Source organism: Flavobacterium pisciphilum (assembly GCF_020905345.1).
In the GTDB taxonomy this organism is placed as follows: domain Bacteria; phylum Bacteroidota; class Bacteroidia; order Flavobacteriales; family Flavobacteriaceae; genus Flavobacterium; species Flavobacterium pisciphilum.
Map to the genome: position 1 here is coordinate 3333295 of NZ_JAJJMO010000001.1, position 20023 is coordinate 3353317.

Here is a 20023-nt window from a genome sequence, read left to right on the forward strand (position 1 = left end):
CCCACTAATATAAGACATAATACTGCTGTTGTCAAGTATATTAATTTATTTATTGATTTCATAACATTTACTTTGTTAAAAAGACCTCCTAAGCATTTTGTTTAGTATGTCCGAGCAGATAGGAAACATATTCTGCGAGGTTTCAAGGGATAAAACCAACGCAGTTCCAGTCAAACTGTTAGTAATCTTGAAAGGGTTAGAGGAATCTAATCTGAAGTGTCACATAAAAGCATTTATGTTTTTATGATTGGCCAAGTGAGGATTAAGGCATGTAGAGGTGAAAATCCTTGATGATGGAGGCAAGTCATCAGCCAAGCAATGTATAACATTGTGCATTAGCGAGTATTGAAAATGACTGATATTGCTTACTCGCTAATGTCCCTATAAAACTATGGCAGTTAAATCATTATACACAGATGAACTTTGGAAAAGATATTATGACAAAGTTGTTGATGGCAAAGCGGAATTTGCTATTAAAAAATATCCTCAATTAGATCCTTTTTTTGACTTTCAAAACCAAAGTGATAAAATCAAAGATTTAGTTTCCGATGCAACTTTAAACTCTGTTGCCAATCATCCTTTTTTACCTTTTGTTAAAATTCTAACTAAAACTCCAAGATTTAGATACCAAGAGACAGAAAAACAATATGCATTGGATACTAAAATTAGACCAATTGCCTTTGCTTCTCATTTTGATACCTATATTTATGGTTTTTATGCATTTGCCCTAAATGAAAAGTATCAAGATTATATTAAATCCAAAAAGTTTGACGATTGTATTTTAGCTTATCGTACCGATTTAGATGGAAAGTGTAATATACAGTTTGCAAAAGAAGTTTTTAATATTGTTCAGGATAGAATTAAAAACAATAAATCTTGTTCAGCAATTGCTATTGATATAACTGGCTATTTTGATAATATTGACCATTCAATATTAAAAGAGAAGTGGCACAAAATTCTCGGGACACCTATATTGCCAATTGACCAGTATAAAGTATTTCGGTCATTAACTAAATATAGTTACATCAGTAAGAATAGTATTTTAAAACATTTTCAAATAGATTTAGATAAATACAGCAAGCATTGGCAATCTCTTTTAGATTTGATACCTAATAGTATTAATGGTTCTACATTTAAAGAAAAATTTGATTTATTACGCAAACGAAAATTAATAGTAACCAATCTGCCAAAAAAGAATAAAAAGGATGGTCGCTTAGAAAACCGTGGTATTCCTCAAGGTTCTGCAATGAGTGCAGTTCTTTCTAACATTTATCTAATAGATTTTGATAATTGGTTAAAAGAACAAAGTATAAATCTCGATTTTACATATAGAAGATATTGTGATGACATTATCATAATTTGTAATACTATTGATGCTAAAGACATAAATCAAAAATTAGTCGAAGAAATTGAAAAATACAAAGTTACAATTCAAAGTAAAAAGACAGAGTTAATTGAATTTAAAGTAAATTCTAAAGGGGTTATTAGAGGATTTAATAAGAGTAAAATAATTAAAGAAAATGCAACAATAAATAGCCAAAACGAGCAACAGTATTACAAAAATTTACAATATTTGGGTTTTGAATTTAATGGTCAAAACATATATATTCGTCCAGGAAGCTTATCGAGATATTTTAGAAAAATGAAAGGCAGAATTATTAAGTCAATAATGATGTCATATAGTGATAAATCGAAAAAAGACAAAATACTCAAAAAACAAATATTTGAAAGATATTCCCATTTAGGAAAAAGAAACTTTCTTTCTTATGCTATAAATTCTTCAAAAGAATTTTATTCTAATTCAAAAGGTGTAAAAAAAGAAGGAATGAATTCTTTGAGTATAAAAAGACAGCTAACCTCCCACTTTAGTATAATGGAACAATCAATTAATAATAAGTCATTTCAGAGATATGAATTCAAAATAGTCAAAAGAAATGCCAAAATTGAAGCAGGTAAAAGGGTAAAAGAAGTTATTTATAAGGAATAAACTTTTTTCAGCTCATTTACTGCACAAAATCTTAGTCTAGTCCAATTATTCCTAAACTCACATCTTTGTTTGTTTCAATTCGCTAATTTTATTTTTCAAACAACATTTTGTATCTTTAATTCCGTCTTTTAAAGAGGTATTTTTTTATGGAAACTATCGAATTAACTAGAAAAGAATTATACGATATAGTATGGTCAACAACACTTTCAAAGTTGACGCACCAGTATGCATATACAAATGACGGAATTAAAAAACTGTGTAAACAATTTGAAATCCCTATGCCTGATGGTAGTTATTGGTCAAAACTCAAATTCAATAAAAAGTGTAAAAAAGAAAAGCTCAATCCAATCTTCGGTGGAGTTGATAAAATCGTTTTAAAGATAAGGAAAGAAGGTGATCCCATCAATGTAGATCAAACACCACTAACCATTAGAAGTAAAGAGATTGAGAATGATCACAATGCGCCTTTAATTGTTCCGGATGAAATAATAAAACCGGACATTCTAACCATTCAAACCAAACAATATTGGAAAGAAAAAATTTCTTTCTCCTCATATAGAGAGGATAATAGAATTATATACCCTATCCGAGTTGAAAAAAAAAAATCGGGAAAGAGCGTTGCGATTTATGGATACATTCACAAAATTAATTAGATATAGAGGACATACAATTTCTAAACAATATTATGATACTGGCGTACTTATAGATGAAATTTTCATTGAAATAGATTTAAGAGAGGCATCTAAAAGAGTCCCAGCAAAACCTCCGTATAGCGGAACAGAATTAGTCCCAATTGGTGAATTTATTTTTAAAGTAGGTAAATATTCAGGAGAAAAAGAATGGCGTGACGGTAAAGTAAAATTAGAAGAAATACTATCGAGAATAGTTGCCAAAATAGAGCTTTTAGCACAAAGTGAAAAGGAATGGAAAGAACGTTCAAGAATTGCAAGTTTAATAAGAGAGGAAGAGGAAAAACGCTTGGCAGAAATTAAAAAACGTAGAGATGAAGAAGTAACCAAATTCAATAAGCTAGTAGCACTATCAGAACAATACAACAAAACGCTTTTAATCAGACAATATATAGAAGCCACCAAACAGAAGGCTATCGACACTAATAGTTTAACTTCTGAAAAACAAGAATGGATCAATTGGGCAACTGATAAAGCGGATTGGCTTGATCCATTAATCAACAAATCAGATGTTATTTTAGATTCCTGACCTATTACTAATTAAGCATTTTACATTTAGTTAAAATCAAGATTTGATTTATGTTTTTTCTCTAATTTTATATTAAAAATGGAAAATCCTTTTGAACTTATTTTAGAAAGATTAGATGAAATTGAAAAAGCAATTTCAAAACTTAACATAAATACTCCAATTGCCGAAGTAAATCATCCAATGGATATTAAAGAGTTAACAGCATATCTAAAAAATAGTAAGTCCGCTATTTATAAAATGACTGCCTCGAATGATATTCCACATTATAAAAGTGGTAAAAGACTCTATTTTAAAAAATCAGAAATAGATAAATGGATATTTTCAAATAAGATAAAGACCAATGATGATATCGAAAGAGAAGCAATGGAATACATAAGGAAAAATCCAAGGAGATAAAATATATCATTCCCTAAGAAAGTTTTGCATTCCAAAGAAACACGGGTAATCAAGCGGTCTCACTCCAGTCGTTCGCTTTGTTCCGTTCGGCTGTTCCGTTCGTTCGTTGGCAGAAAAAAGCCACCTTCCTTCATTCCACAGTCCACTCGTCAGCATAGCGTCGGCCAGCCCCGAAAAAGGGCAGACCGCCACTACGCTTCCTCGCCCTCATCTTTACACGCTCTCTTCCTGCGTTCGGCGGGGCTATTACATCCACAATACAGCTTCATTCCATTTCTCTCTGCAGGCTCCGCTCCATTATATTCAGCAGTATTATGTCTGTCGCCCCTAGTTTTTTCAGCGGTTTCTCCTTCGCCAGCCATCGGGGGTAGTAACCCCGCAGTTTCATGCTCATACCCGCTCCGTGTCTCCCTTGTACTCCTACGTCTATGGTGACAGTTCGATTGCCACAACCCCACCACTGGACTCCTCGTCCCGTCAGAAAAAGACGGGACTGCGGTGCTTGGGGGTGTTTATTGCCGTTTTTACAAGAACTTTCCCGAAAAGTGCTAAACAACAATATCCATCTTTGAAAAAAAATAAAAATAAGATAGTAAAGTAAAGTTCCTATTTCAAAAAGTAAAGTTCAAGCCCTCCGGGTTTTTGATAAAATCTCCACCCATTCGGGTTATATTTTATCAAAAAAACTTGACTTCTTTTGAAATCTCCACTAATGCGAGGACTTTCTTTTTTTTTTTCTTTTTTTCTTTGTGAAAATTATAAAGGAAAAAACCGTGGATTGATAATCCTTCTGATTATAAAAAAGTAAGTTTATCGGAGACTATAATTACATTCGTAAAAAGATGAAGTTTTTGTATTTTAAAGTTCCAATAATTTTAGATCAAGTTCTCAAAGGCGAAATCTAAATCTGTAGTGTTGAAATCTTCTAAATAAGTTTCAGTTGTTTTAATAGATTGATGTCCTAAGGCTTGCTTAATCATGACGGTATTGATGCCTTTTTTTAAAGATATTGTTGCAAAGGTGTGTCTAGCAGTATAAAAAGTTACTTTGTTTTTAATACCACATTGGAGTGCAATAATGTTGAGAAGTTTTCCATAATAATTTAAAACACTTTTTTTTCTATCTCTCAATTCTTCTTTTGTATAGAGTTTTTCATTTTTGTCTAAAATTGGAAAAATGTAATCGGTATCAAATGGCCGATAAATTTTAAAGTAGTTTAGAATAGTTCTCGTATAATTATTATTTGGTATTTTTACATTTAATTTTACTTGCGTTTTGTTTCTAATATACGAAAAACTGCTTAAATCAACATCTTCCCATTTTAACTCAGCTACATCTGTAAAATTCATGCCTCGGCAGTAAAAACTAAATAGATAAGCATACAATGCTTTCGTACCCTCTTTGTTTTCAGAAACGTCATAGTCCAGTAATAGTTGTAACTCTTGTTTACTTAAAGCCTTCTTTACTTTACTGGATTTCAATTTTGAAATTATATAATCTTTAAAAGGATAAAACTCACTAGAAATAATTTTAGATTTTATTGCTGAGTTATATATTGCTCTAATATTGCGCATATATACGCCAATACCACCATCGTTACAGTTATGAGCTCGCAAATGAGATTCGAAAGCTATCAGAAGATCGTAATTAATTTTTGTAAAATCGTAAGTTATAATTGTTGGTCTAAATCTCATAAGAGCAGAAATGGTGTCACGATAGGAACAGCTTGAACTAATTTTTCCAGATTCTTTTAATTGAAGTTTTCTCTCCTCAAAATAAGCGATAAAGCTTAGTTTTTTAACTTCTTCAGGTCTAAATAAAGAGTCAAATGATTCAAGAGAATAGTTATGACCTTCCTCAATCATAATATTTAATATTTTGGAAGCATCTTGTTTTATTGAATTTAATATTCGATTACATTGTAAATAATTTGGGAATTTAGATGTAAATTCATTTGCTTTGTTGTTCCAAAATTTTGGTAATACATTGTAAGGGGTTTTGTAGAATTTCGATTTTCTGTTTATGGTTATCCTTAAATTAATAGGAAAAGTGCCGTCATTAAGAATTGTTTTTTTTAGGATGATTTTTACACTAGCTTTCATTTTTAATATTTTTAAAAGTTCAACATACGTACAACAAAGGCATACATATTGTGAAGCAGGATGAAACAAAAATATTTTTAAAAAATGATAAATAGCTATAATATAGTAGCTTTGAAGCTAAATGAAATTAAATACAAACATTAATAGTCTATCTCATAATCAGGTGGTCCCTGGTTCGAGCCCAGGTGGGACCACAGTTTAAATCAAGCCTTACAGAAATGTAAGGCTTTTTTTGTGGGTTTTTGTTTTAGGTTTGATTTGTGTTTTAGCTAGAGATAAAATGCAACGAGTGTTTTTGGGTAATCTATAATTGTTTAAGAGTTTGGTTGGGAGGTTGTTTTCTTTTTGGCTTTAAATTCAAAATAAAATCTGTGTTGTGGCTTTTTTGATGATTAGATAGTAGTATTGGAGTTTGTGATTTTGTTTTTAGATATCATTGTGTAAGATTTTATTTATTTTAACGATTGGTTTTTTAGTAGTGATTGTTTTCTTTTTTGGTTTAATGTATTTGGATGCCAGTTAATTGTATTTGTTTTATTGAGTTTTATGAAGCTTTTTTATTAGTGGTATTGTAGCTTTCTTTAAAAATGATACATTTGTTGAGTAATTCTGTTTGGAATTTATAGTCTGCGGAATTTAGTTTTAAAAAAAAAACAGATTTTCCGATTTATTGCATTTAATTTTAAAGGATTAAATTTTTTGTATGAAAATTATTTCACGTAGGTTTTTAATGGCTATAATAGCCTTGTTTGGAGTCATCAGTGTTTTTTCAGCTCCTGCTCCTCCTGCCCCTCCTATTCAGCAACGTACTGGTCCTCCAGTGCCGCCAGAGGAGCAACTGCCTATTGATCAGGGCTTGGTGTTTCTGATTGTGGCTGCATTAATATTTGGAACGTATATAATATACAAGCATAAATTAAAGCAAAAAACTCCAGCGTAAACTGGAGTTTTTTTTGTTTTTAAGACAATTTTCTTTAATTGTTTTGGTAAAGTCTTGAGACGTATTTGCCGATTACATCAAACTCTAAATTTATTTTTGTTCCAACTTTAAAGTCTTTGAAATTAGTGTTCTCAAATGTGTATGGAATTATTGATACGCTAAATTGATTCTTTTTAGAATTCACAACAGTTAAGCTAACTCCATTTACGGTAATTGATCCTTTTTCGATTGTGATGTTGTTTAGTTTTTCATCGTATTCAAAAGTGTAGTTCCAGCTACCATTGGCTTCTTCAATAGAAATGCAGTTGCCTATTTGGTCTACATGACCTTGAACAATGTGTCCGTCAAGGCGGTCGCTTAATTTCATGCCTCTTTCTAGGTTGATGATATCTCCGACTTTCCAGTCACCAATGTTTGTTTTTTGGATTGTTTCAGCTATGGCTGTAACGGTGTAAAGTGAGTTCTGTGTATTTACAACAGTTAAGCAGATGCCGTTGTGGGAGACACTTTGGTCTATTTTGAGTTCGTTTGTAATAGAAGAATCTACAGTTATGTGAAGATTATCTCTGTCTTTTCTTATTTCGACTACATTGCCAAGGGTTTCTATGATTCCTGTAAACATTTCTTATTTTATTTTACTAAATTTGCACATCAAAATTAGTAATAAATAACCTGTGGTCATGATAAAAAATGCAGAAAATATAATCGTCGGAATTTCAATTGGAGATTTAAACGGTATTGGAAGCGAAGTTGTTCTTAAAACATTCGAAGATTCTCGAATGCTAGAGCTGTGTACCCCAGTTATTTTTGCAAATGTAAAAATACTGTCGTTTATAAAAAAGAATTTCACGTCATCAGTAATGTTGCACGGAATTGATAAATTGGATCAGATTTTACCAGGAAAAATTAATGTTTATAATCTTTGGAGAGAAGGTATTGATATTAATTTGGGGACTAATGATGATAAAGTAGGAGGGTATGCGATACGATCTTTTGTTGCTGCAACAAAAGCTTTAAAAGAAGGAATTGTTGATGTTTTGGTTACTGCGCCTATTAATAAATATAATATTCAGTCAGAAACATTTAAATTTCCGGGGCATACTGATTATTTGGATCAAGAGTTAGAAGGTAATGCTTTGATGATGATGGTTCAAGATAATTTAAGAGTTGGTTTGTTGACAGATCATATTCCGTTAAGTGAAGTAGCTTCACATCTTACAGAAGAATTAATCGAGCGAAAAATCCAAACGATAAAGCAGTCGTTGATTCAAGATTTTAGTATTAATAAGCCAAAAATTGCAGTTTTAGGACTAAATCCACATTGTGGAGATGGTGGTGTAATTGGTAAAGAAGACGATGCTGTTTTGAAGCCAGCATTAAAGAAAATATTTGATAAAGGAACATTGGTTTTTGGACCTTTTCCTGCAGATGGTTTTTTTGGAAGTAGTCAATATGAAAAATATGATGCAATTGTAGCGACATATCATGATCAAGGATTGATTCCTTTTAAGACATTATCATTTGGTAAAGGGGTTAATTATACAGCAGGTTTAAATAAGGTCAGAACCTCGCCAGATCACGGTACGGCGTATGATATTGCTGGGAAAGATATTGCAGATTACAATTCATTTAAGGAGGCTGTTTATTTAGCAATAGACATATTTCGCTCTCGTAATCAATATGAGGAGATTAGCAAAAAACCTCTCAAAATAAAAGAAAAACAGTTATAAACAAAAAAAGGTGAATAAGATTATTAGTTTTACAATAATTTTATATCTTTGCACCCCGATTCAGAGTTCTGTGACTCAGAATATGAATTAGGAAAAATGATGTTGAAATGAGCAAAACAAAAGAATATTTAATTCCATTCGTTGGGTTAAAGTTAGGTAAACACCATTTTGAGTATCAAATAAGTAATGTGTTCTTTGAAGACTTTGATTATGATGAATTTCAAAATTCAGATATTAAAGTAAATTTAGTTTTAGAGAAGAAAAGCAACATGTTAGAGTTGAGTTTCAAACATATAGGGACAGTGAATGTGCCATGTGACTTAACGAGTGAAGATTTTGATTTGCCTTTAAAAGGTAAAATGAAGTTATTAGTTCGTTTTGGAGAAGCTTTTAATAACGACAACGAAGAACTGCTTATTCTGCCTTATGGTGAATTCGAAATAGATATTGCACAATATATCTATGAAATGATTGCACTTTCGGTACCTCTAAAAAGGATTCATCCAGGGATTAAAGATGGAAGTTTAAAGACGGAAGCTTTAGATAAACTGAATGAGTTGACTATAAAAGAACAAAAAGAAGAGAGTACAAAAGAAGAAGATATTGACCCTCGTTGGGACAAATTAAAGAAACTATTAACGGATAAATAATATAGTAAAATGGCACATCCTAAGAGAAAAATCTCGAAAACAAGAAGAGATAAGAGAAGAACACATTATAAAGCTACTGTAGCTCAAATCGCTACATGTCCTATTACTGGAGAAGCACATTTATACCACAGAGCTTACTGGCATGAAGGAAAAATGTACTACAGAGGGCAAGTTGTTATAGATAAATCTGTAGCTGTTGCTTAATACATTTTTGTAAATGATATTAGAACTCTCACTATGTGAGAGTTTTTTTTGTTGGTTATAATTTTCTTTATTTAAGAAAATTAAGACAATACGTTTAGAATTTTTTTTGTAATTTTCAAGTCTTTTAAAAATTTTTCAAATACCAGTATTTGAAAGGAAATAATTGAATATAATGAATACAATCACAGCCGCAATAACCGCTGTTGGAGCTTATGTTCCAGACTTTGTACTTTCAAACAAAGTCTTAGAAACTATGGTAGATACCAACGATGAATGGATCACTACCCGCACCGGAATAAAAGAAAGAAGAATTCTTAAAGATACTGATAAAGGAACCTCATTCCTTGCTATAAAAGCAGCACAAGATTTAATAGCCAAAGCTAATATTGATCCATTGGAGATTGATATGATAATAATGGCAACAGCTACAGCAGATATGCCAGTAGCTTCTACAGGAGTTTATGTGGCTACAGAAATTGGAGCAACAAATGCTTTTGCATATGATTTACAAGCAGCTTGTTCTAGTTTCCTTTACGGAATGTCTACAGCAGCAGCATATATTCAATCAGGTAGATACAAAAAAGTATTACTAATAGGAGCAGATAAAATGTCTTCGATAGTAGATTATACAGATAGGTCTACTTGTATTATATTTGGAGATGGAGCAGGAGCAGTTTTGTTTGAACCAAATTATGAAGGTTTAGGATTGCAAGACGAATACTTGCGAAGTGATGGAGTTGGTCGTGATTTTTTAAAAATACCAGCTGGAGGATCTTTAATTCCTACTTCTTTAGAAACAGTTCAGAATAACAGACATAATATTATACAAGACGGGAAAACCGTTTTTAAATATGCTGTTACTAATATGGCAGATGCAAGTGAATTAATTCTTAAGAGAAATAATTTAACAAATCAAGATGTAAATTGGTTAGTTCCGCATCAGGCAAACAAACGTATTATTGATGCAACTGCAAGCAGAATGGACTTAGAAGACTCAAAAGTATTAATGAATATCGAAAGATATGGTAATACAACATCGGCTACATTGCCATTGGTACTTAGTGATTTTGAGCATTTACTAAAAAAAGGAGATAACATTATTTTTGCCGCTTTTGGAGGTGGATTCACATGGGGATCTATTTACTTAAAATGGGCTTACGATAAAAAATAAATTTAAACTAAAAACGAATATTATGGATTTAAAAGAAATTCAAAACCTAATCAAATTTGTAGCAAATTCGGGAGTTGCTGAAGTAAAGTTGGAGATGGATGATGTTAAAATCACTATCAGAACTACTTTAGAAGGTAATGTAACTGAAACCACGTATGTTCAACAATTGCCTACTCAAGCAACTTTACCGCAAGCTGTAGTGCCACAGCAAGTTGTGCCAGTAGTAACAACTACAGAAGCTCCAGCTGCTGCAGAAAACTCTAATTTGATTACTATAAAATCACCAATTATTGGAACTTTTTATAGAAAACCTTCACCAGACAAACCTGCATTTGCAGAGGTAGGTTCAACAATTGCAAAAGGAGATGTTCTTTGTGTTATTGAAGCAATGAAATTATTCAATGAAATTGAATCTGAAGTTTCTGGTAAAATTGTTAAGATTTTAGTAGATGATATGTCTCCAGTTGAGTTTGATCAACCATTGTTTTTAGTAGATCCATCATAAAAATTAGATTTTAGATTTTAGATTTTAGAAATTTTCTATAATCTATTAATCAAACTATCTAATTATCTAATTATCTAATTTTAAAAAGATGTTTAAAAAAATATTAATTGCGAATAGAGGGGAAATTGCACTTCGTGTAATTCGTACATGTAAGGAAATGGGGATTAAGACTGTAGCAGTTTACTCTACAGCTGATGCTGAAAGCTTACATGTTAAATTTGCAGATGAAGCGGTTTGTATAGGTCCTCCTCCGAGTAACTTATCGTATTTGAAAATGTCAAATATTATTGCTGCTGCAGAAATTACAAACGCAGATGCAATACATCCGGGATACGGATTTCTTTCAGAGAATTCAAAATTTTCTAAAATCTGTCAGGAACATGGAATCAAATTTATTGGTGCTGCTCCTGAGATGATTGACAGAATGGGTGATAAAGCTTCTGCGAAAGCAACAATGAAAGAAGCAGGAGTTCCTTGTGTACCAGGTTCAGAAGGATTATTAGAATCATTTGAACAAACACAAAAATTAGCCGAAGAATTTGGTTATCCAGTAATGCTTAAAGCTACTGCTGGTGGTGGTGGAAAAGGAATGAGAGCTGTTTGGAAAGCTGAAGATCTTCAAAAAGCTTGGGATAGTGCACGTCAGGAATCATTAGCTGCTTTTGGTAATGACGGAATGTATCTTGAAAAATTAATTGAAGAGCCTCGTCATATCGAAATTCAGATTGTTGGTGATTCTTACGGAAAAGCATGTCATCTTTCAGAAAGAGATTGTTCTGTACAACGTCGTCATCAAAAATTAACTGAGGAAACTCCTTCTCCTTTCATGACAGATGAATTACGTACTAAAATGGGTGAAGCTGCTGTAAAAGCTGCTGAATTTATTAAGTATGAAGGTGCAGGAACAGTAGAATTTTTGGTTGATAAACACAGAAATTTCTATTTCATGGAAATGAATACACGTATTCAAGTAGAGCACCCTATTACAGAGCAAGTTATTGATTATGACTTGATTCGTGAGCAAATTATGGTTGCTGCTGGAATTCCAATTTCTGGGAAAAATTATTTACCAGAACTACATGCTATAGAATGTCGTATTAATGCAGAAGATCCATATAATGATTTTCGTCCTTCACCAGGAAAAATTACTACGCTTCATATGCCAGGAGGTCACGGTGTACGTTTAGATACCCATGTGTATTCTGGTTATAGTATTCCACCAAATTATGATTCGATGATTGCTAAATTAATTACTACTGCACAATCTCGTGAAGAAGCAATTAGCAAGATGAGAAGAGCTTTGGATGAATTTGTAATCGAAGGTGTGAAAACAACGATTCCTTTTCACAGACAATTAATGGATGATCCACGTTATATTGCAGGAGATTATACGACTGCTTTTATGGATACATTTAAAATGAAAGATCTGGAATAGATTATTACATATAAACAAAAAAAAGCCTCACAGTAATGTGAGGCTTTTTTTTGTTTATGATTTTAGCAATCAACTTATGTGTATTTTTTATACACTTTTTATCCACTTTACACACTTTGTAACTGGCTATTGTTTATTTTTAAAAACACAAAATACTGATAATCAACAAGTTGATTTGTTTTGTTTTTTTCTGATTTTTGCGGCATAATAATTTCTTTATCTGAAGTGTAAAAACAATACAAATAATTTAAAATCTATTATTATGAAAAAGTTAATATTATCAGCCGCTATCGTATTAGGAAGTTTATCTTCATTTGCAACAACTTTACCAACTTCAGTTATAGATGTTAAAACTATATCGGTTCAAGAAGAATATACTGAAATTAAAATTGAAGAATTGCCAGCAGCAATCCCAGAAGCTTTGAAAAAAGCATACCCAGATGCAGTGATTAATAAAGCATATGTAAATGCAAACAAAGAGTACAAATTAGATGTTACTGTAGGGGACAAAGTAGGTAACCTTTTTGCAGATGCAACAGGAAATTGGATTAAAAAATAATTCAATTTAGAAAATCAAAATAAATTAAAAACATATAAAATTATATCATTATGAAAAAGTTAATCTTATCAGCAGCAATCGTATTAGGAAGTTTATCTTCATTCGCAACAACTTTACCAACTTCAGTTATAGACGTTAAAACTACATCGGTTCAAGAAGAATATACTGAAATTAAAATCGAAGAATTGCCAGCAGCTATTCCAGCAGCTTTGAAAAAAGCATATCCAGATGCAGTACTTAATAAGGCGTATGTAAATGCAAACAAAGAGTACAAATTAGATGTTACTGTAGGAGATAAAGTAGGTAGTCTTTTTGCAGATGCAACAGGAAACTGGATTAAAAAATAATTCAATTTAGAAATTTATAAACACTAAATTTAGTATCATGAAAAAGATAATCTTATCAGCAGCAATTGTATTAGGAGGATTCTCAGCTAATGCTACCACGGTAGCTCTTGCAGAATCAACTGTAAAAGTAGTTAGTATTCAGGATGAATATGTAGAGATTAGTGCAGATGCACTTCCAGCAGAAGTAAAATCTACTCTAGAAAAATCTTTTCCAGATGCAAAACTTGAAAAGGCTTATAAAAACGAAAAAAATGTATATAAATTAGAAATCGTTCATGGCGATAAAAAATATACTATTTTCTCTGATGCGTCAGGAAATTTGATCAAAAAATAATTGATTACAAATCAAAGAAGTTAAAATTAAACATATCATTATGAAAAAAGTAATCTTATCCGCAGCAATTGTTTTAGGGAGTCTGTCAATTTATGCAGCAACCACAACAGTTACAGAGCCAGTTGTTAAAGTTGCAATTGTGCAAGACGGCTACACGGAAGTTAGTGAAAGCGCAGTGCCAGTGGCAGTAAAAACTGCTTTACAGAAGGCTTATCCGGATGTGAAACTTGATAAGGCATATGTGAATGAAAAGAAAGAATATAAATTAGAAATTTCAGTTGGTGACCAAAAGGCTACTGTCTATTCAGATGTCAATGGCAATTGGATAAAAATATAATTTAGGTAGATTAGTTTAGGTTTTTTTGAAAGAGATTGCATCTGCAATCTCTTTTTTTTTGCAAAATTTTATGAGAATACAATTAATTTAGTCTTATTTTAGCATGAAAAGTTCAAACACTAATGCCAAAGATTTTATTAATAGAAGATGATATTTCGTTTTGTAAATTATTAGATAAGTTTCTAACAAAAAAAGCATACACAGTTGTGACTGCTTTTTCTGCAAACGAAGCTCGAAATATAATTAAGAACGAATCTTTTGATCTTATTATTACCGATTTAAGACTTCCAGATTCAGATGGAATTGGATTAATGTCTGAATTTAAAAAAATGTACCCTGAAATTCCAGTTATCTTAATGACAGGGTATTCAGATGTAAATACAGCAGTAAAAGCAATAAAAAATGGTGCTTCAGATTATATCTCGAAACCATTTAATCCCGAAGAGGTTTTATTAGTAATCTCAAATGCACTACAAAATTCTGAGGTAGTTCCAGAGAAAGAGCAAAAAGTAAAGTCTCAAAAAAAATCAAATGAATTTGAGTTTGTAAAAGGAATTTCCAAAGCTTCAAAGAAATTAGCTGAGCATATTAAGTTGGTTAGTCCAACTAATATGTCCGTTTTAATAATTGGAGAAAGTGGTACTGGAAAAGAAATCATTGCCAAGAGTATTCACGAACAAAGCCCTAGAAAAGGAAATAATTTTATTGCAGTAGATTGTGGTGCAATACCTAAAGAATTGGCAGCAAGTGAGTTTTTCGGTCATTTAAAAGGATCTTTTACTGGAGCGATAACAGATAAAATTGGTTATTTTGAAGCTGCTAATGGAGGGACCATCTTTTTAGATGAAATTGGAAATCTTTCTTATGAAAATCAAATTCAACTTTTAAGAGCTTTACAAGAACGAAAGATAAAACCTGTTGGAAGTAATAAAGAAATCGATGTTGATATTCGTATTGTAACAGCAACCAACGAAGATTTGCGAGAGGCTGTACAAAAAGGAGATTTTCGTGAAGACTTGTATCATCGAATAAATGAGTTTTCTATTCATTCTCCTTCATTGATTGAAAGAGAAGAGGATTTAATGGTTTTTGCAGATTACTTTCTTGAAAGAGCTAATGAACAGTTAAATAAAAACATTATTGGCTTTTCGGATGAAGTAGTCGCTGTTTTTCAAAAATACAGATGGCCAGGAAATTTAAGGGAACTTCAAAACTGTGTCAAGAGAGCAACCCTATTATCACAGGGAGACTTTATAGAAACAAATGTATTGCCGTTAGAATTCTTTCAGATTCAAAAACAGGTGCCAAATGATTTTTCGTTATCTGAAAATGAAAAAGAAGCGATTATTCATGCTTTAGCAAAGGCTAAAAATAATAAATCGGAAGCAGCAAAAATGCTGAAGATTACCCGAAAAACACTATACAATAAGTTAAAACAATATAATATAGACTAAGTTGTTTCTTTTTCCAAAGTTAGAAGTAGTGTATTAATTTTAGTTTTTAATTTATTGAAAGCTATTTCTAAGTTAGCATCAGAGTATTTATTTTGTTCTAAATCATTTAATATTTCACTGATTTCAGAGGCATTTATTTGCTTAAACATTGGAGACATTCGGTGTGCAACTGCATTTATCTCTATGGTGTCTTTATTGAGGATGCTCTTTTCTAAAGCGATTAAGTTTTCTTTAGTTGTTTTTATAAATGTCTTAAGCACTTCTTGAAGGGCTTCTTTGTCATTGGCTAGAAATAATTTTAGAGAATCAAGTGAGAATCCTTTTTCTAAATTAGAAATGCTAATATCTTTATCTTCAGACTCAATTTTAGAAGTACTATCAAATAATGAAAGTATTGTTTTTAGTAATATTTTAGGTGAATATGGCTTTTTCACAACAGTTGTAAATCCAGCATCTGTATAAGCTTTCAGATCCAAATCATCTCTTCCTGTTAAAGCTATTATGGGTTGATTTTGATATTGAGAATTACGTATTTCTTTTAGTTTTTCTAAAAATTGGAATCCATCAATTTCCGGCATTTGAATATCGGTTATGATAAAATCAAAAGGAGTGTCTTGTATTGTTTTTAATGCATCATAGGCGCTATTAAAAGCCAAAACGGTGTAATTGTGTTGTTTTAAAACCTCAGAAGTTAAACCTAATAAATTAGTGTCATCGTCTATTACAATTGCAGTTTTAGAAGAAGTTATAGGAGCAATATGGTCATCTAAAATTGGTTCTTCTTGTTCAGATTTTGAATCGTTGTCAAAAACTAGTGGAAGTTGAATTTCAAAAGTACTGCCTTTGCCAAAAACACTTTTTAAGTGTAAATCACCACCCAAGAGGGTAGCTATTTTTTTTGATATGGCAAGACCTAAACCTGTTCCGCCATATTTTTTTTCAATGTTTTCATTCGCTTGAGCGAATTCTTCGAATATTAGATTTTGATTTTTTTTCTCAATTCCGATACCAGAATCTTCTACTTTGATAAGTACAAAATCTCCTTTGTCGTTAATTGTAGCGTTGATTTTTATAAAACCTTTTTCAGTAAATTTATAAGCATTACCAATGATATTACTTAGGATTTGTTTCAGTCGAAATGAATCCCCGATTATTCTTTGATTTAATTTTTCTTCAGCAAGAATGATGAGTTCTATGTCTTTTTGATTGTAAACAGATTGAATGTTTTTTGCAACTTCGGTTATAATTTCAGGAAGCAAGAAAGGTTTTTTCTCGATTGTAATTTTTCCAGCTTCAATTTGAGAAAAATCAAGTAAGTCTTGTACTAATTGCGAAATATATTTGGATGAGTTTTTAATGTTCTTGATAAAATACGATTGCTTTGTATTTATATCAGAATTGTCTAAAAGTTCGGTGTAGCCTACAATTGTACTCAATGGAGTTTTTAAGTCATGACTTACTGTAGAAATAAGTTGTTCGCGGCTCTTTAAGAGGTTTCTCGTTTTGAAGTTGGCTATTTCTAATTGTTTTTTATAAAGCTGTGTTTTGGAGAAATCACTCGCAATAAGAATCGAAAAGAAGATAGTAAGCAGTAAACCTACAATGGCTGCACCAGTTACAATCTGGTTTATTTTTTTTAGTGATTTTTCTTTGTCAGTGTTGTATTTTATGGAGTTTATTATAATTTCTCTTTCAATAATGCGCAGTACTTTTCGGAGTTGTTCAGAAATTAAAATTTCATTTTTAAGAAGCTTATTTTCTTGGTAATTGAGGGATTCCTTTTTCTTTTCAGTCTCTCTTTTTACTGAACTTAATAATTTTTTAGAAGTAGATAAAATTGAATCAGTTGCTTTTTTGCTTAATGTGTTTGTACTGTCATCAGGAATATTCTGATTGAGATAATCAACATATTTTTGGAGTACATTACGTTGATAGGTGCCTAGTTTTTCTGGATTTTTGGTGAAATCTTCAAGCTGTAATTTGCGTAATGAAAATTCGAGTTTTGTTAATTCATCAATGGCATTATTTACAGTAACTTCATCACTAGCTTTGTTTTTGATGGATTTTAATTGTCGAATATTTTTGGTTTTTTCTGCCAATAAATAATTAACACTATCCAATAAAATAATTTGAGATTGGGTAGTAACTATTTTTTTTAAGGAATCAATTCGAATTTGTAAGGAGTCAGATTCTTTGATATAGAGTTCAAAGTCGGTTTCGGAATTAGACTGAATTGTTTTTCGAGCTAGACTTTCAGTTTTGTATACATTAGAAAAGAGTTGACTAACTTTTATTATTTTGGTTTTTTCAAAAGCAATTTTGCTTTCTATGCTTGAATAAATTACATTCTCTGTATATAAAACCCAACCCACACTAATTACAAGCGAAGCTAATGCGATGTAACTTATAAAAACTTTAAGCGGAATGTAGCTGTTTTTACTCTCCATAGATTATAATTGTAGGGATTTTGTTTTTTTTATATTCTCGCAATTTATTTAAAATTTTCTGATTAAGGCTTATAAAACGTTGTCAATATGTTATATGATTTTAATTAGAAATTGAAAAAAGCCACAGATACATATTAAGTATCTGTGGCTTTTATATAAAACTATTTAATTGTTTTAGTCTTGTTTAGAGCAATTTGATTAAAGTGTTTCGCTTAACCATTTAAAAAATTCACCTTGCCAAACTTGAGCATTTTGTGGTTTCAACACCCAGTGATTTTCTTCTGGAAAATATAATAATCTACTTTTTATTCCACGCAATTGAGCAGCTTGAAATGCTTCTTGAGATTGTCCTATTGGTACACGGAAATCTCTTCCACCTTGAATAATCAAGATTGGTTTATTCCATTTATCCACATAATTTATTGGGTTAAATGTAGTGTATGCTTTTTGAGCAGCTGCATTGTCTTTTTCCCAGTATGGACCACCAAAATCCCAGTTGTTAAAGAAAACTTCTTCAGTAGTTCCTAGCATACTTTGTGTGTTGAAGACACCATCATGAGCAATAAAAGTTTTAAATCGGTTGTTGTGAATTCCTGCTAAAAAGAAAGCTGAATAACCACCATAACTTGCACCTACGCAACCTAAACGAGTTTTGTCAACGTAGCTTTCTTTTGCTACATCGTCAATAGCAGATAGGTAATCATTCATAACCTGTCCACCCCAATCTTTACTAATTTGCTCATTCCATTCTACTCCGTGACCTGGCATTCCACGACGATTAGGCGCTACAACTACATAGCCTTTAGCTGCCATTAATGAGAAATTCCAACGGTAAGAATAGGATTGTGTTAAAGCAGATTGTGGTCCACCTTGGCAATATAAAAGTGTTGGGTATTTTTTTGAAGCATCAAAATTTGGAGGTAAGATTACCCAAACCAACATTTTTTTACCATCTGTTGTAGTTACATAACGTCTTTCTGTTTTACTTAACGTAAGTGTGTTGTATGTATTTGTATTTACATTTGATAATTGATTCCAAGTATTCTTTTTTAAGTTAAAAGAAAAAATCTCGTTAGCATGATTCATATCTGATCTGGTAACAATGATATTATCACCTACAAAACCAACTATATCATTCACATCAAAATCACCATTTGTAATACGATGAACGTTTACTGCAATTTTTGTTAATCCAGGGAAATTCACTTCAAAAAGTTGTTTTGTACCATCAATAGGTGCTACAAAGAATACTTTTTTACCATCTTTACTCCACATAAAGCTATTTACTGTTCCATCCCAATTAGCAGTTAGGTTTATTTTCATACCTCTAAAATCAACAATAATGTCGTTTTTATCAGCTTCATAACCATCACGTTTCATTTGCAACCAAGTTAGATTTCCTGATGGAGAAAATTGTGGTGCCATATCGTAACCTAAATTCCCTTCAGTTCTATTTGTTGTTTTACCAGTTTCAAGGTTGTACTCGTAAATATCAGTATTAGTTGAAATTGCATATTGTGTTCCAGCTTTCTTTTTGCTTACATACAGAATACTTTTACTATCAGGAGACCAGATGTAATCTTCGTCTCCACCAAAAGGTTTTTGAGGACTATTAAAGTTCTCTCCTTTTAAAAGATCAATCCCAACAGCACCATCTTTGTTCTCTTTGTAAAAAACATGGTTAAATTGGCCTTCGTTCCAAGTATCCCAATGACGGTAATCTAAACCATCGTAGATTTGTGCATCAGATTTATCTAGATTAGGGTAAAAATCCTTCCCTAAAACTTTGTCGATTTTTACTTCTTCGTTATACACTAAAAATTTTCCGTCTGGAGAAATGTTTTTATCAGCCAAAACGGTTTTTATATCCGAAACTTCACTTGCATTTCCACCATTTACAGGTAAAGAATAATATTTTGATTGCGAATTGTTTTCGGCAATTGAAGGCGTTGTAACCTTATAGACAACGTTTTTTCCATCTTTTGAAAGACCAAGAGCTGTAACTCTTCCTAATTTCCATAATAGTTCTGGTGACATTACATTCTGTGCCATGGTGCTTAAGCTCATCATTACTAAGGTTGTAAGTATTACTTTTTTCATAATTTAAACTAAATTTTTAAGATTCTAAAAGTACAAAATTTATTCCAGCATCCTGATGATAATAGAGTAGGTATTGTTTTAAATAAAAGATAAAAGTTAATTAGGGC

20 protein-coding genes are annotated in these 20023 nt (G+C 31.6%); 16 read left to right on the forward strand and 4 right to left on the reverse strand.

Going from position 1 to position 20023, the window contains the following annotated elements; genetic code table 11:
• The first annotated feature begins 391 nt into the window (after window positions 1-391).
• From LNQ49_RS14135 to LNQ49_RS14150, 4 genes are all read left to right on the forward strand, one after another.
• On the forward strand, window positions 392-1987 hold the full coding sequence (locus LNQ49_RS14135) for a reverse transcriptase domain-containing protein (protein ID WP_229989635.1): 1596 nt from the start codon (window positions 392-394) through the stop codon (window positions 1985-1987).
• 146 nt (window positions 1988-2133) lie between these two features.
• The gene (locus LNQ49_RS14140; protein ID WP_229989636.1) at window positions 2134-2640 is read left to right on the forward strand and encodes a hypothetical protein; all 507 of its coding nucleotides are present in this window, start codon (window positions 2134-2136) and stop codon (window positions 2638-2640) included.
• Window positions 2615-3205 (forward strand): hypothetical protein, encoded by a 591-nt coding sequence (locus tag LNQ49_RS14145; RefSeq protein WP_229989637.1) that lies wholly within the window; start codon window positions 2615-2617, stop codon window positions 3203-3205. Before LNQ49_RS14140 ends, LNQ49_RS14145 begins: the two co-directional genes overlap by 26 nt.
• Before the next feature lie 78 nt (window positions 3206-3283).
• Window positions 3284-3601 (forward strand): helix-turn-helix domain-containing protein, encoded by a 318-nt coding sequence (locus LNQ49_RS14150; RefSeq protein ID WP_229989638.1) that lies wholly within the window; start codon window positions 3284-3286, stop codon window positions 3599-3601.
• Window positions 3602-4476: 875 nt separating this feature from the next.
• On the opposite strand, the gene LNQ49_RS14155 is transcribed toward LNQ49_RS14150, so the two are convergent.
• Window positions 4477-5703 carry a site-specific integrase gene (locus tag LNQ49_RS14155; RefSeq protein ID WP_229989639.1) on the reverse strand — a complete coding sequence of 409 codons (1227 nt, stop codon included), beginning with the start codon at window positions 5701-5703 and terminating at the stop codon, window positions 4477-4479.
• Window positions 5704-6433: 730 nt separating this feature from the next.
• On the opposite strand from LNQ49_RS14155, the gene LNQ49_RS14160 reads away from it, so the two are divergent.
• On the forward strand, window positions 6434-6643 hold the full coding sequence (locus LNQ49_RS14160) for a hypothetical protein (RefSeq protein ID WP_229989640.1): 210 nt from the start codon (window positions 6434-6436) through the stop codon (window positions 6641-6643).
• 34 nt (window positions 6644-6677) lie between these two features.
• Here LNQ49_RS14160 and LNQ49_RS14165 read toward each other — a convergent pair whose 3' ends face one another.
• Entirely contained in the window at window positions 6678-7265 is a 588-nt protein-coding gene (locus LNQ49_RS14165) for a riboflavin synthase (protein ID WP_229989641.1), read from the reverse strand.
• A 58-nt stretch (window positions 7266-7323) separates the two neighbouring features.
• On the opposite strand from LNQ49_RS14165, the gene pdxA reads away from it, so the two are divergent.
• The 11 genes from pdxA (at window position 7324) to LNQ49_RS14220 (ending at window position 15369) form a co-directional block, all read left to right on the forward strand.
• Window positions 7324-8373, forward strand: a complete 1050-nt coding sequence (pdxA, locus tag LNQ49_RS14170; protein WP_229989642.1) for a 4-hydroxythreonine-4-phosphate dehydrogenase PdxA — start codon at window positions 7324-7326, stop codon at window positions 8371-8373.
• A gap of 107 nt (window positions 8374-8480) precedes the next feature.
• A complete protein-coding gene (locus LNQ49_RS14175) occupies window positions 8481-9023 on the forward strand; it encodes a YceD family protein (RefSeq protein WP_229989644.1) in 543 nt (180 codons plus the stop codon).
• Between the two features lie 9 nt (window positions 9024-9032).
• On the forward strand, window positions 9033-9227 hold the full coding sequence (gene rpmF, locus LNQ49_RS14180; protein ID WP_007137315.1) for a 50S ribosomal protein L32: 195 nt from the start codon (window positions 9033-9035) through the stop codon (window positions 9225-9227).
• A 172-nt stretch (window positions 9228-9399) separates the two neighbouring features.
• The gene (locus tag LNQ49_RS14185) at window positions 9400-10398 is read left to right on the forward strand and encodes a beta-ketoacyl-ACP synthase III (protein ID WP_229989645.1); all 999 of its coding nucleotides are present in this window, start codon (window positions 9400-9402) and stop codon (window positions 10396-10398) included.
• 22 nt (window positions 10399-10420) lie between these two features.
• Window positions 10421-10903: an acetyl-CoA carboxylase biotin carboxyl carrier protein gene (gene accB, locus LNQ49_RS14190; protein WP_229989647.1), complete on the forward strand. Its 483-nt coding sequence runs from the start codon at window positions 10421-10423 to the stop codon at window positions 10901-10903.
• 88 nt (window positions 10904-10991) lie between these two features.
• A complete protein-coding gene (gene accC, locus LNQ49_RS14195) occupies window positions 10992-12338 on the forward strand; it encodes an acetyl-CoA carboxylase biotin carboxylase subunit (RefSeq protein ID WP_229989648.1) in 1347 nt (448 codons plus the stop codon).
• Window positions 12339-12600: 262 nt separating this feature from the next.
• A complete protein-coding gene (locus LNQ49_RS14200) occupies window positions 12601-12897 on the forward strand; it encodes a hypothetical protein (RefSeq protein ID WP_229989649.1) in 297 nt (98 codons plus the stop codon).
• A 50-nt stretch (window positions 12898-12947) separates the two neighbouring features.
• Window positions 12948-13244 (forward strand): hypothetical protein, encoded by a 297-nt coding sequence (locus LNQ49_RS14205; RefSeq protein ID WP_229989650.1) that lies wholly within the window; start codon window positions 12948-12950, stop codon window positions 13242-13244.
• A 37-nt stretch (window positions 13245-13281) separates the two neighbouring features.
• Window positions 13282-13578, forward strand: a complete 297-nt coding sequence (locus tag LNQ49_RS14210) for a hypothetical protein (RefSeq protein ID WP_229989651.1) — start codon at window positions 13282-13284, stop codon at window positions 13576-13578.
• 40 nt (window positions 13579-13618) lie between these two features.
• Complete coding sequence (locus tag LNQ49_RS14215) at window positions 13619-13915, forward strand: hypothetical protein (protein ID WP_229989652.1); 297 nt, start codon at window positions 13619-13621, stop codon at window positions 13913-13915.
• Window positions 13916-14037: 122 nt separating this feature from the next.
• Window positions 14038-15369, forward strand: coding sequence for a sigma-54-dependent transcriptional regulator (locus tag LNQ49_RS14220; protein WP_229989654.1), 1332 nt, complete (start codon window positions 14038-14040; stop codon window positions 15367-15369).
• On the opposite strand, the gene LNQ49_RS14225 is transcribed toward LNQ49_RS14220, so the two are convergent.
• Together LNQ49_RS14225 and LNQ49_RS14230 are read right to left on the reverse strand one after the other, a co-directional pair.
• The gene (locus LNQ49_RS14225) at window positions 15366-17816 is read right to left on the reverse strand and encodes a hybrid sensor histidine kinase/response regulator (RefSeq protein ID WP_229989656.1); all 2451 of its coding nucleotides are present in this window, start codon (window positions 17814-17816) and stop codon (window positions 15366-15368) included. The two genes, LNQ49_RS14220 and LNQ49_RS14225, sit on opposite strands and share 4 nt — an antisense overlap.
• Window positions 17817-18014: 198 nt before the next feature.
• Entirely contained in the window at window positions 18015-19916 is a 1902-nt protein-coding gene (locus LNQ49_RS14230) for a S9 family peptidase (protein WP_229989657.1), read from the reverse strand.
• Window positions 19917-20023 lie beyond the last annotated feature (107 nt).